The organism is Flexivirga oryzae, assembly GCF_014190805.1.
Taxonomy (GTDB): domain Bacteria; phylum Actinomycetota; class Actinomycetes; order Actinomycetales; family Dermatophilaceae; genus Flexivirga; species Flexivirga oryzae.
On sequence record NZ_JACHVQ010000001.1, the window covers coordinates 872487 to 885485 of the forward strand.

General features: G+C 66.0%; 10 protein-coding genes. 8 read left to right on the top strand and 2 right to left on the bottom strand.

What is annotated here, in order from left to right:
• Window positions 1-104 precede the first annotated feature (104 nt).
• The 7 genes from FHU39_RS03925 (at window position 105) to FHU39_RS03955 (ending at window position 10187) form a co-directional block, all read left to right on the top strand.
• Window positions 105-2183 carry a hypothetical protein gene (locus FHU39_RS03925; protein WP_183319158.1) on the top strand — a complete coding sequence of 693 codons (2079 nt, stop codon included), beginning with the start codon at window positions 105-107 and terminating at the stop codon, window positions 2181-2183.
• A gap of 119 nt (window positions 2184-2302) precedes the next feature.
• The gene (locus FHU39_RS03930) at window positions 2303-3862 is read left to right on the top strand and encodes a class I SAM-dependent DNA methyltransferase (protein WP_246336338.1); all 1560 of its coding nucleotides are present in this window, start codon (window positions 2303-2305) and stop codon (window positions 3860-3862) included.
• Window positions 3859-4980, top strand: a complete 1122-nt coding sequence (locus FHU39_RS03935) for a restriction endonuclease subunit S (RefSeq protein ID WP_183319159.1) — start codon at window positions 3859-3861, stop codon at window positions 4978-4980. The genes FHU39_RS03930 and FHU39_RS03935 overlap by 4 nt, the downstream gene beginning before the upstream one ends.
• Before the next feature lie 2 nt (window positions 4981-4982).
• On the top strand, window positions 4983-8210 hold the full coding sequence (locus FHU39_RS03940) for a type I restriction endonuclease subunit R (RefSeq protein ID WP_183319160.1): 3228 nt from the start codon (window positions 4983-4985) through the stop codon (window positions 8208-8210).
• Window positions 8197-8727 carry a type II toxin-antitoxin system toxin DNA ADP-ribosyl transferase DarT gene (gene darT, locus FHU39_RS03945; protein ID WP_183319161.1) on the top strand — a complete coding sequence of 177 codons (531 nt, stop codon included), beginning with the start codon at window positions 8197-8199 and terminating at the stop codon, window positions 8725-8727. Before FHU39_RS03940 ends, darT begins: the two co-directional genes overlap by 14 nt.
• Window positions 8728-8742: 15 nt before the next feature.
• Entirely contained in the window at window positions 8743-9807 is a 1065-nt protein-coding gene (gene darG / locus FHU39_RS03950) for a type II toxin-antitoxin system antitoxin DNA ADP-ribosyl glycohydrolase DarG (RefSeq protein WP_183319162.1), read from the top strand.
• Window positions 9808-9848: 41 nt separating this feature from the next.
• Complete coding sequence (locus tag FHU39_RS03955) at window positions 9849-10187, top strand: XRE family transcriptional regulator (RefSeq protein ID WP_183319163.1); 339 nt, start codon at window positions 9849-9851, stop codon at window positions 10185-10187.
• Here FHU39_RS03955 and FHU39_RS03960 read toward each other — a convergent pair.
• A complete protein-coding gene (locus FHU39_RS03960) occupies window positions 10141-10443 on the bottom strand; it encodes a hypothetical protein (RefSeq protein WP_183319164.1) in 303 nt (100 codons plus the stop codon). The two genes, FHU39_RS03955 and FHU39_RS03960, sit on opposite strands and share 47 nt — an antisense overlap.
• A complete protein-coding gene (locus FHU39_RS03965) occupies window positions 10443-10967 on the bottom strand; it encodes a hypothetical protein (protein ID WP_183319165.1) in 525 nt (174 codons plus the stop codon). Before FHU39_RS03965 ends, FHU39_RS03960 begins: the two co-directional genes overlap by 1 nt.
• 259 nt (window positions 10968-11226) lie before the next feature.
• Here FHU39_RS03965 and FHU39_RS03970 point away from each other — a divergent pair, with 259 nt between their 5' ends.
• Complete coding sequence (locus FHU39_RS03970) at window positions 11227-12930, top strand: APC family permease (RefSeq protein ID WP_183319166.1); 1704 nt, start codon at window positions 11227-11229, stop codon at window positions 12928-12930.
• The last annotated feature ends 69 nt before the right edge of the window (window positions 12931-12999 follow it).

Here is a 12999-nt window from a genome sequence, read left to right on the forward strand (position 1 = left end):
GACAGTGACAATTTGAGATAGTGATAAAGGGGATTATCAAAGCAACGCAGTCGGAACATCTCGTTAGTCGCTACTGTGATGACAGCACTCAGGAAGGAGGCGACGTGGACACATCGAACGGTTCATTGCTGCGTATGTCGCTGGCAGATGTCGCCCGCGCCGCGCGGGTCGAACGCCCCGTGGTGTCCATGTGGCGCAAGCGCACCAACCGCGCCGGCGTCGCCTTCCCGCAACCCGTCGGAACCCGGGACGGCCATCCCGAGTTCGACGCGCAGGCTGTCGCGGACTTCCTGCGCACCTCCGGTCTGGGCAACAACCCGGAGGCCGCCGAGGATGTCGTCGCGGCGGCGCGACCACACGGCGCGCTGGCGGACGAGGTCTCGCCGGGGTTGGTCGTGGCTCTGCTCACGCTGGCCGACCGCAGCAACGAGCTGATTCGCGATCTCGACGAGGAGGATCTGGCGGATCTCGCGGCAACCATCGATCCGGACGACAGGTGCCTGCGCCGGGAGGTGGAGTCGGCGCTGCCGGTATCGACGGCACTGGCCGAGTATGTCGATCAGCTCGCCGAGTCGGCGTACTCCCCGCGGGCGGCGATCGGGGTGGTCGCGCGTGACGCGGCACGTCGCGCGGGCGGCGACCACCGCCGCGTGCTGCTCAGGGAGGACGCGACCCGGCTGGTTGCCACGATGGCGGCGGCGATCGGCCGTGCTGTGGGGCTGCCGGTCTTGCGGTTCATCGACCCGACGCTCGGCGACGGACGGATTCTGTCCAGAGTGGCGGACACGCTCGAGGGCGATGTCGCCGACTACGGCGTCATCGACACCGACTGCGCAGCAACCCGATTGGCGCGCTGCCGGCTGCTGACACGCGACGTGGTGGCCGAGTCGCTACCCGTGGTCGACGGAGACCCCGACCTCGGCGGACCCGGGTTGGTCGTCGGTGCGCTGCCCAGTGCGGGGGAGCCGACCGCGAGCACCGGGCAGATGCTCGACGCGCTGAACGACATCACCCTGATGATGTCGACGCAGCACTGGGGCGTGCTGCTCGCACCGAGCAGCGTGCTCACCGACCGGTTGCCGGCCGGACTTGTCGGGTTGCGCGACGCCGTGATCCGTGACGGCCGACTTCGTATGGCGGTCAGGCTGCCGACCGGACTCGCGCCGCACCAGGGCCAAACCCATTTGGCGGTGTGGGTTTTCGGCCCCACTCCGCGCGAGGTGCCGCCGAGCGACCGTGGCACGGTCGTGGCCGACCTGAGCGACGTGACGCTGACCGAGGAGGTGCTCGACGAGTTGACGACCGACGCTGTCACCTCACTCACGTCGGTGCGCTTCGCGACCCGGCTGCACGCCTTCCACCGCTCGACGATGATCCCGACCACCCGGCTGCTGACCGGCTCGGGGAGCCTGGTCGCCGACGCCACTCCGAGCACGTATGCCGACCCGGCTTCGCTCGCCGAGTGCGTCGAGCGACTGCGCATGCAGGCCGGTGACGCCGGCGTGGGCTGGTCGACATACAGCAGCGGGGGCGGCGCGATGACCAGCGTCCCGACCGTCACGCTCGGGCGGGCGATCCGCGCCGGGTGGGTGCGCGTTGTCTCCGGACACCGGATCCGCGAGCGCGACGTCGTGCTGCGTCCGACCGGTGCGGCGGTGATCGGCCCGGAGGAGGTCGCGGGCCGGTCACCGTGGGGCGCACGGCGGATCGGGTTGCTGGAGCTGGCGGCGGCATACCCGCGGGCCCAACTGACCGAGCCGGGCGACGTCGTCTTCGCCACCGGTCAGCAGGTCGGTGCGAAGGTCGACCGGGAGGGTGGCTCGGTGGTGCAGAGTCCCGCGCGGATCCTGCGGCTGGTCGGCGGGCCACCCGATGCGACGCTGCTGCCCGAGGTGCTTGCCGCGGACCTGCTGGCGCAACCGGTGGCGGCGCGCCGGTTCGAGAGCTGGCCGATCCGGCTGGTGCCGTCGGACGACCGCGATGCGTTGCACCGGCGGTGGGGTGCCCTGGCCGATGCGGAGACGCGGTTGCGGGCCGAGCTGGCAGCAGTGCAGGAGTTGCAGGCCGCCCTCGTGGACGGCGTGGTCACCGGGTCGGTCCGGATCGCCGACGATCGCCCTGCGAAGAGCCAAGACATGCAAGACAATTCAACACAGTCAATAGCTAAGGAAGCAGTCAAGTGAATGAACAGCAGCCGGAGCTTGGTTTCGATACGGCCTCGCCTAGCGGCTCGGCCTACTCAACCAGCGCTGGGAAGCCGTCTGCCGCGTCCAGCGCTAGGAAGGCGTCGACCTCCAAGGAGCTGAAGGACACGCTCTGGAAGGCCGCGGACAAGCTGCGTGGGTCGATGGACGCGTCGCAGTACAAGGACGTGATCCTCGGGCTGATCTTCCTGAAGTACGTGTCCGACGCGTTCGACGAGCGGCGCGGGCAGATCCGCGCCGACCTGGAGGCGGACGGCTGGTCGGAGGAGCAGATCGGCGCGGTGATCGACGACGTCGAGGAATACACCGGTGCCGGTGTCTTCTGGGTGGGCGAGGAGGCCCGCTGGCAGTTCCTGGCCGATCACGCGAAAGGCCGCCCGGCGCAGGGCGATCGGGTGGCGCAGACCATCGGCGACCTCATCGACGGGGCGATGGATCTGCTGATGGGTGCCAACCCGTCGCTGAAGGGCACGCTGCCGCGCATCTTCGGCAAGCAGAACGTCGACCAGCGCCGGCTCGGTGAGCTGATCGACCTGTTCAACTCGGCGCGGTTCACCGGGCAGGGTGCGACGAAGGCCCGCGACCTGCTGGGGGAGGTCTACGAATACTTCCTGGAGAAGTTCGCCCAGGCCGAGGGCAAGCGGGGTGGCGAGTTCTACACGCCCGCCTCGGTGGTGCGGGTGCTGGTGGAGGTGCTGGAGCCGGACCACGGCCGCGTCTACGACCCGTGCTGCGGGTCGGGCGGCATGTTCGTGCAGGCGGAGAAGTTCCTGGAGGCGCACGGCAAGGACGGCTCGGACCTGGCGGTCTACGGCCAGGAGCTGAACGAGCGCACCTGGCGAATGGCGAAGATGAACCTCGCGATCCACGGCATCGACACCAGTGGTCTGGGTGCCGCGTGGCAGGACACCTTCGCGCGGGACATCCATCCGGGGCTGGAGATGGACTTCGTGATGGCGAATCCGCCGTTCAACATCAAGGATTGGTCGCGCGCGGAGGACGACAAGCGCTGGGTGTATGGCGTGCCGCCCAAGGGCAACGCCAACTACGCGTGGATGCAGCACATCATCAGCAAGCTCGGTCCGAAGGGGTCCGCGGGTGTGGTGATGGCCAACGGGTCGATGTCCAGCAACTCCGGTGGGGAGGGGCAGATCCGGGCGAATCTGGTGGAAGCGGACCTGGTTTCGTGTCTCGTGGCCCTGCCGACGCAGCTCTTCCGCAGCACCGGCATCCCGGTGTGCGTGTGGTTCTTCGCCAAGGACAAGTCTGCGGGCAAGCAGGGCGCGGTCGACCGCACCGGTCAGGTGCTCTTCATCGACGCCCGCGAGCTCGGGCACATGGTGGACCGCGCCAACCGTGCGCTGTCGGACGAGGACATCGCCAAGATCGCCGACACCTACCATGCCTGGCGCGGTACGCACGCTCCTGCCGAGTATGCCGACATCCCCGGCTTCTGCAAGAGCGCAACCATCGCGGAGATCAAGGATGCGGGATACGCCCTGACTCCAGGGCGATTCGTCGGTGCTCCGGAGGTCGAGGACGACGGCGAACCCATCGAGCAGAAGGTCGAGCGGCTGTCCAAGGAGCTGCTCGCGGCGATGGATGAGTCGGCCCGGCTTGATGCGGTCGTGCGTGAGCAGTTGGGGCGGTTGGCATGAGCACTTGGCGACCAGTCGCTGTCAGTGAGCTCGCGGAGAACTTCGACCGATTCCGTGTGCCGATCAAATCGTCCGACCGGGTCGTCGGGACGACCCCTTACTACGGGGCGTCGGGGGTCATCGATTGGGTCGAGGGGCAGACCCACGATGGGAGATATCTCCTCGTTGCTGAAGACGGGGAAAATCTGCGCAGCAGGTCGACGCCAATAGCGTTCACAACGCGTGGTCAGATCTGGGTGAACAATCATGCGCATGTGTTGAGGTGCCCGACGCCGGAGGAAACGGAGTTTCTCGGCTATGCCTTGAACCTTGCTGACATCGGCGGTTACTTGACTGGTAGCGCTCAGCCCAAGCTCAGCCGTCGGGCTTTGGATTCGATCATCCTCAACGTCCCGCCCGTTGCCGAGAGGATCGCGATCGCGGAGGTGCTGGGGGCGCTCGACAACAAGATCGCGGCCAATCGCCGCGTTGCGGACCAGTCGCGGGAGCTTGCCGCGCTCATGGTCTCCGCTGTCGAACCTCGCGTGCCACTCGCTGACCTCGCGGATGCCAAGCGGTCCACCGTGAATCCGACTGCGTTCGGCAATGATCCAGTGCTTCACTTCAGTCTACCGGCCTGCGATGTGGGGGTGCCTGAGCGTGTTGCCGACCCTTCGGAGATCAAGAGTGCGAAGTTCGAATTGGTCGATCCTTGCGTCCTCGTTTCCAAGCTCAACCCTCGCATTCCGCGGATCTGGGATGTCACGGCGGTTCCGGACATGCGTTGCTTTGCATCGACGGAGTTTGTGGTCCTCCACCCCACGGATGGAACCACCTCGGTGCTTGCCGCGGCTTTGGACGATCCGCGATTCTCCGTCGCATTACGAGGCAAGGTTGCCGGGACGTCTGGCAGCCATCAGCGGGTCAAGCCAGCAGAGCTCATGGCGACCGAAGTCGCTGATGTCCGAACACTTCCAACGGAGACGGCGGAGAGTATCGGCAGGCTTGGAGAGTTGCGGGCGTCCATCGTTGAGGAAAACGAAACACTCGCCGCAACGCGCGACGGGCTGCTGCCGCTGCTGATGTCGGGCAAGCTGCGGGTGAAGGACGCGGAGAAACAAGTCGGGGAGGTTGTCTAGAGATGAAGGCGTTCAAGGAGGCCGACTGGGAGCAGCTGGCCTTGGAAACCCTCGGTGAGCTGGGCTGGCAGGTCATTCCTGGTCCGCAGCTGGCACCGGGGTCGGGGGAGCGGCAGTCCTGGTCGGACCTGGTGCTGCACGGCCGGTTGCTGGAGCGGGTTCACGCACTCAACCCGAGTGTGCCGGACAACGTTCTCCAGCAAGCGATCTCGGACATCCTCAGCCCGACGTCGACGGACGCGCTGACCGAGAACCACCGGATGCACGACGTCCTGGTGCACGGCTACCGCGGGGCGACATACCTCGACCACAACGGCATCGAGCAGACACCGACGATCCGGCTGATCAGCCACGAACCCTCCGAGAACGACTGGGTAGCAGCCAACCAGCTCACCATTCGCAGTCACGAGCACGAGCGGCGCTTCGACATCGTGCTCTACCTCAACGGGCTGCCGGTGAGCATCATCGAGTTGAAGCGTGCCGGATCCAAGCAGGCGACGGCCGCCGGCGCCCATGCGCAGCTGCAGACCTACGTGCGCGAATTCCCTTTGGCCTTCGCCCAGGCGGACTTCGTGATCGCCAGCGACGGGATCACGGCGCGCTACGGCACGCCGTTCACGCCATACAACCACTTCGCCAGCTGGAACGTCGACGACGACGGTCACCCGCTGGAGATGGGCGAACCCGGGCCGGACGTTGAGCCGGTCTTCGAGCTGGAGACCAACCTCGAAGGGCTGTGCAATCAGGAGCGATTCCTGCAGCTGCAGCGCGACTTCACGGCATACGACAACGACGAGAAGACCGGGCTGGCGATGCGGATCGCCAAGCCGCACCAGTACTTCGCCGTCACCAAGGCGGTCGGCTCCACCATCGACGCGATGCGCAGCGACGGCAAGGCCGGCGTCGTCTGGCACACCCAGGGCTCCGGCAAGTCGATGGAGATGGAGCTCTTCGCCGCCCGCATCGCCCGCGAGCCGGCCATGCACAACCCGACGATCGTCGTCATCACCGACCGCAACGAACTCGACGGCCAGCTCTACGAATCCTTCACGAAGAGCCTGCTGCTCACCGAGCACCCGCTGCAGGTCACCAAGCGCGAACAGCTGCGCACCGAGCTGTCCCAGCGCTCCTCCGGCGGGATCATCTTCACCACGCTGCAAAAGTTCGGCCGTACCCAGGCCGAGCGCGACTCCGGGGCCGCGCACCCGATGCTGTGCGACCGGCGCAACGTCGTCGTGATCGTCGACGAGGCGCATCGCAGCCATTACGACGACCTCGACGGTTACGCCCGGCACCTCAAGGACGCACTGCCGCACGCGACGCTGATCGCGTTCACCGGCACACCCATCACCAGCGCGGATCGCAACACCCGCAAGGTGTTCGGCGACCACATTGACATCTACGACCTCAACCGGGCGGTCGACGACGGCGCGACCGTGCCGGTCTATTTCGAGCCGCGGCTGATCAAGGTGGTGCGCGCCGAAGGGTACGACGACAACCTGGTCGACGAGGCCGCCGACGAGGCGACCACCGGGCTGGACGAGGCCGAGCGGGCCAAGGTCGAGCAGGGCGTCGCCGTGCTCAATGCCGTGTACGGCGCACCAGCCCGGCTCACCCAGCTCGCCGACGACCTGGTCGCGCACTGGGAGCAGCGCCGCAAGGCGATGGAGCCGTTCATGGGCGTGCCCGGTAAGGCGATGATCGTCTGCGCCACCCGCGAGATCGCCGCCAAGCTCTACGCCGAGCTCGTCGACCGGCGCCCCGACTGGCACAACGACGCCGTCGACAAGGGCAAGCTCAAGGTCGTCTACTCCGGAGACCCGAGCGAGCAGAACCCGATCATCGCCGAGCACGTGCGCAAACCCTCGCTGAACGCTGCGATCAAGAAGCGCTTCAAGGAGGCCGACGACGAGCTGGAGCTGGTGATCGTCAAGGACATGATGCTCACCGGCTACGACTCGCCGCCGCTGCACACGCTGTATGTCGACCGCCCGATCAAGGGCGCGCTGCTGATGCAGACGCTCGCGCGGGTCAACCGCACCTACAAGCAGAAGCCGGACGGACTGCTCGTCGCGTACGCCCCGATCGCGGAAGACCTCAGTCGGGCGCTGGAGGAGTTCACGGTTGCCGGCGGCCGGGACCAGCGTGACGCGGTCGGCAAGGACGTCGCTGCGGCCGGCGAGCTGCTCCATGACCTGGTGGACCAGATCCGCGAGATGGTCGCCGGTGTCGACTGGAAGCAGATCATCGCGGCCGACCCGAAACGCGGGTGGATCGTCGCGGCCCGGCAGGTCGTAGACCACCTGCGCAGCCCCGCGACGGCGGGGAATGCGAGCGACGACGGTTCACTGCCACTGGCAGCGGCATACCGGAAGGCCAGTGGGCAACTGGCTCGGGCGTGGGCACTCTGCGCGGGCGGTGACCAGCCGGATGCGGTGCGCTACGAGGTCGCGTTCTACGAGGAAGTCCGCGTCTGGATGGCGAAGTACGACGCCGAGCTTCGCCAGGCGAACGGCGAGCCCGTGCCCGAGGACATCGCACTGCTGCTCGGCAAGATCATCGTGGACGCGACCGACAGCGACGAGATCCTCGACATCTTCGAGGCGTCCGGGCTGCCGCGGCAGAGCCTCGCGGATCTCACGCCCGAGTTTCTCACCCAGGCAACGAAGTCCAGCACACCGCACCTGGCGATCGAGGCGCTGCGAGCGAGCATCCTGAAGGAAGCGGCGCGGTCGACCGGCCAAAACCTGATCCGGCAGCAGCAGTTCTCCGAGCGGCTGACGGCGTTGATGACGAAGTACACCAACCAGCAGCTGACGTCGGCGGAAGTGATCGCAGCGCTGGTCGAGATGGCCAAGGAGGTCAGCGCGGAAGGCAACCGTGGCAAGCACTTCCAGCCGCCGCTGGACGACAAGGAGCTGGCGTTCTACGACGTCGTCTCCACCAACGAGTCGGCCGTCGACGTGATGGGCGGTGACGTGCTCGCGCAGATCGCTCGTGACCTGGTCGCGGTGATGCGCCGTGACACGCGCACCGACTGGACCGTGCGTGACGACGTCAAGGCCAAGCTGCGGTCGTCGATCAAGCGGCTGCTGGTCAAGAACGGTTACCCGCCCGACAAGCAGCCGGGCGCGATCAAGCTGGTCATCGACCAGATGGAGGCCATGGCGCCGACGTTCGCGGAGGAACGGAAGGCGCAGGTGTCAGGGGAGCCGGATGCCGCTTCCTGACCCGGCGCGGATCTACCACTTCACCCACGTGGATCACCTGGAGACGATCGTGCGCGAAGGGGTGGTTGCCGACTACGTACCCTTCTACTTCGCGCCCCGGAGCCCGATGATGTTCTCAATTCACTGTGGCAACGTGCCGACCTACCAGGGCGGTTGCGAGGATCTGATCTACCTCGTTTCCTCGGTGCAGAGGATCGCGGAACTGCGCTTGCGTTTCGCGTGCACCGATCGGAACGCCGCCCTCGACTACGCGGAGTTCAGCTCCGACGAGGACGGACTGGGTGCGCTCGTTGATTGGCAACTGATGAAAGCGCGCATGTGGGCGAATACCGAAGAGGATCCCGATCGACGCGAACGACGGATGGCGGAGTGCCTCGTCCATGCCACGGCACCGTGGACCGCGATCCTGGCTGTCGTTGCGAAGTCGCCTGAAGTCGCCGCGCGAGCGCAGAGCACGCTCGATAGGCTGGGAGCGGCGCCGATGCGGGTGAGTGTCAGACCCGAGATGTATTTCTAGGACATGGAGACACGAGTGATCAGGGAAGCCGAGGGCAATCTGCTGACGGCCGATGTTGATGCTCTGGTCAACACGGTCAACACCGTTGGCGTGATGGGCAAAGGGATCGCGCTGCAGTTCAAGCGTGCCTACCCAGAGATGTACAAGGCGTACGCACGAGCCGCGAAGGCCGGCGAGGTCGTTCCTGGTCGCATGTTCGTCTGGCACACAGAGGCGATGAGCGGACCCTCCCTGATCATCAATTTCCCGACCAAGCGGCACTGGCGAAGTCCCTCCAGGCTGGAGGACATCCGTGACGGGCTGAGGGCTTTGGTGCATGTCGTTTCGGAGGCTGGTGTCGAGTCAATCGCGCTGCCGCCCCTTGGCTGCGGAAACGGCGGCCTGCAGTGGAGCGAGGTACGACCGCTGATCGTCCAGGCCCTTGGTGGCCTCCCGATCGAGGTTGTGCTCTACCCCCCGAAGGGGGCCCCTCGGGCCGCAGCGATGGTTGAGAACCGGCAGAAGCCGAAAATGACACCCGGTCGCGCCGCGCTGCTCGGCATTATGAGTCGCTATCGCGAAGTAACTCTCGAAGCGCCATCTGTCATCGAAGTGCAGAAGTTGATGTATTTCCTCCAGGAAGCAGGGCAGCCACTCCGGCTCAACTACGTCAAGGGCCGGTATGGGCCGTACGCGGACAACCTGCGTCACGTCCTGACCGAGTTGGAGGGACATTACATCAGTGGATTCGGCGACGGCAGCGCCAAGGTGGGGGAGGCCGAGCCACTCGAACTCCTCGACGACGGTGGAGACGAGACTCGTCAGATAGTCATGTCGAGTGACATTTTGAGCGAGCGACTGAACAGAGTGCTTCGTGTCGTGTCCGGCTACGAGAGTGCCTACGGCCTCGAGCTGCTGGCAAGCGTGCACTGGGTCGCGGAACACGATGACCGTGCCGCTGAATCACCGGAAATCGCAACCGAACTCGTGAGCTCCTGGACCCCGCGCAAGAGTCGGCTTTTCACGCCCGAGCACGTGCGTCGTGCATGGGAGACGCTGCGCGAACAGGACTGGCTTCCGAGGATTGCCATCCACAACTGACACGGCATCAACCTTGCGGCGGGGATCGTGGAGGGCTGGCAGTGAGCGAGCCGTTCCGGAACGTCCTGGGGTCCGCCGGCCAACCCGTCGAGCAGTGGCCGTACGAAGCGCTGGTCGCGGCGATCGAGCGCGGCACGCTGGGCGACTGGGTCCCGATCATCCGGGCGATCGACCAGGCGCCGTGGGGGTCGGTGGCCAGACAGGTCGAGGACTACCTCGGCTACGCCCAGCCCTACGGGGTCGCACCCCTGCTGCGATCGACGATCGAGCGCGCCCGCACGGCGGCGGAGGATGGAACGAGTGGCGGACCGGGCCGGGCCGCGCCCATGACTCTCACCGCTTCCGCTGCAACTCCCACGCACCACGCAGCGCCGACCTGATCCGGTCGGCGTCACCGGCAAGCATCGCCTGCACCTTCATATGTGCCTCGTACTCGGGTGGGATGCCGAACGTTTCCGGGTCGTCCCGCACCAATCGCTCACGCTCGGCGAAGTCGCAGCGGATCATCAGCTCGTCGGCGGCCACCAGGCGCGCGACGACGCGGCCCGCGACATACCAGGCAGGTATGGCGCGGGTGCCTGTCTGCGTGCACCCGGGCAGCGTTGCCAGGAAGTCCGCGACCTCGCCCGGGGTCATCAGCTACCCGGGCGATAGACCATCAGCGCCACGATGACCGCGAAGATCAGCGCGACGACACCACCGGAGGCCGCGACGCGGGCGGTGTATGACGAGACGGGGGTGGCGCCGGTCTCGATACGCCCTCCTCCGCTGCGCTCCTCCGGGCCACTCGACCCGCGGGATGGGCTACTCGACCCGCCGGACCCGCGAGAGATTTCTTCGGCGGCCTTGTCGAGGCTCGGGGTGACGACCAGGAAGGTGATGGCGACGCCAATTGCCCACAGCACCAGGGAAAGCCAGATCCAGGTGTCGCCGATGCTGCCCAGCTCCTCACCACGACGCTTCTGCGACATCAGCCCCATGCCGAAGATCACGACCAGCACCGAGGCGGCGGCATACACCTTCGCGGTCCGCGAAGACGCCTGCAGCGCAACAGGATCCGCATGACGCAGCCCACGAGAGGCCGTGGTGACCGCGTGGGCGAGCGGGCCGACGGCGAAGATCGCCGTCAGCAGGTGCAACAGCAGCAACAGCTTGAGCATGATCGCCAGCCTAGGCCAGCGGATCCCGGCACCGGTTATCACGGACCTTGGGTGAATCCCACCCGCAGCGCCCTGGATCCAGGCATCATTCAGGTTGCAACTTGGAAACGCTGAGTGTGGTGCTTGACGCGCATGTGGTTTGTGGGACTAACGTTCTAGCGCTCGCTGAGTGTGTCACGGTTCACAAGTGGTGCCCGGGGGGTGCACGACAACCGAAACAGAATAAGTGCATGGCAGCCGAAAGGGATGATGCACAACTATGAGCGTCGATACCGAGAAGGTAGATAACGTCGCCGGAGACGACCCGCACCTCAAAAAGGAGTTCGGGACCGTAGGTCTCCTCTTCACCGCCATTGGCTCGATCATCGGGTCGGGGTGGTTGTTCAGTTCGCTGCACGCCTCGAGCCTGGCGGGACCTGCCGCAATCCTGACGTGGATCGTCGGCACGATCATGTTCTTGTTCATCGGACTCAGCTACGCCGAGCTCGGCGTGATGATGCCGCGAAGCGGTGGTGTGGCGCGCTACCCCCACTACGCGTGGGGCTCGTTCGCCAGCTACTCGTTCGGTTGGGTCACCTGGCTCGCCTGTGCCGCGGTCGCCGCGGTCGAGGTGTCCGCGGTGCTCACCTACGCAACCTCCTACCTGCACTGGTTGGAGAACGACAACGGCACCCTGAAGCCGGCCGGTCTGGTCATCGCGATCCTGATGCTCGGCGTCTTCGTGCTGATCAACTTCTTCGGTGTGAAGTGGTTCGCCCGCATCAACAACGTGTTGGTGTGGTGGAAGCTGATCATGATCGTCCTGGTGATCGCCGCGATCATGATCGCCTCGTTCCACAGCGGCAACTTCACCATCGACGCCAAGGGCGGCGGCGGTTTCGCCCCGAACGGCATCAAGGGCGCCATGGAGGCCATCCCGGCCGCCGGTGTTGCGTTCTCGTTCCTCGGCTGGCGCCAGGGCATCGAGTTGGCCGGTGAGACCGACAACCCGAAGAAGAACGTCCCGCTGACCCTGATCGGTTCGATCCTGATCTGTGGTGTGCTCTACATCCTGCTGCAGGTCGCCTTCATCGGCGCGCTCGACCCGACCCACCTGGCGGAGAACGGCTGGGCCAACGTCGGTGACGCGATCAAGACCGGTAGCGACGCCGGTAACTTCAGTCCGCTGGCCTCGATGGCCACCGTGCTCGGCATGAGCTGGCTGGCCGGTCTGCTCTACGCGGACGCGTTCATCAGCCCCGGAGACACCGGTCTGATCTACACCAGCGTCACCGCGCGTATGTCCTACGCCATGGGCCGCAACCGCAACGCACCGGCCGTTCTGGCCAAGGTCAACAACAACGGTGTGCCGTGGCCGAGCCTGATCGTGGCCTGGATCGCCGGCTGCATCTTCTTCCTGCCGTTCCCGAGCTGGCAGGCCCTGGTGGAGGTCGTGACCTCGCTGACGGTGCTGTCCTTCGGTAGTGGCTCGATCGCGTTGCTGACCTTCCGCAAGCAGTTGCCGGACATGGAGCGTCCTTACCGCACCACGGCTGCGTGGGTGGTCGGTCCGATCGCCCTGCTGGCGACCAACCTGATCATGTACTGGGCCGGTTGGGACCAGGTCTGGAAGATGATGGTGGCCGTCGCCATCGGCTACGTGTTCCTGGGCATCTTCCAGGCCATGGACAAGGGCCGGGCGCCGCAGCTGGACTTCAAGCACGGTTGGTGGGTGCTGGTGTGGTTCGCCGGCATCCTGCTGGTGAGCTACCTCGGTAGCTACTCCGGCGCCGCCGACAAGGAAGCCGGTCAGGCGGATGTCTACGGCTTCAACGGCGGCATCCTGGCCAACATCATCCTCACGGCCGTCATCTTCGCGCTGGCGTGGTACTGCCAGCTGCCGTCGGAGCGGGTCAACGAGATCCTCAACGAGACCGAGGAGATCATCGAGGAGGACGAGGGCAAGCTGGCCAGCGGCCACTGATCACTGCCTCACCGCACGCCCTCTTCCCCGTCACGGGGGAGAGGGCGTGCTCCTGTGTTCGCTCGTCCA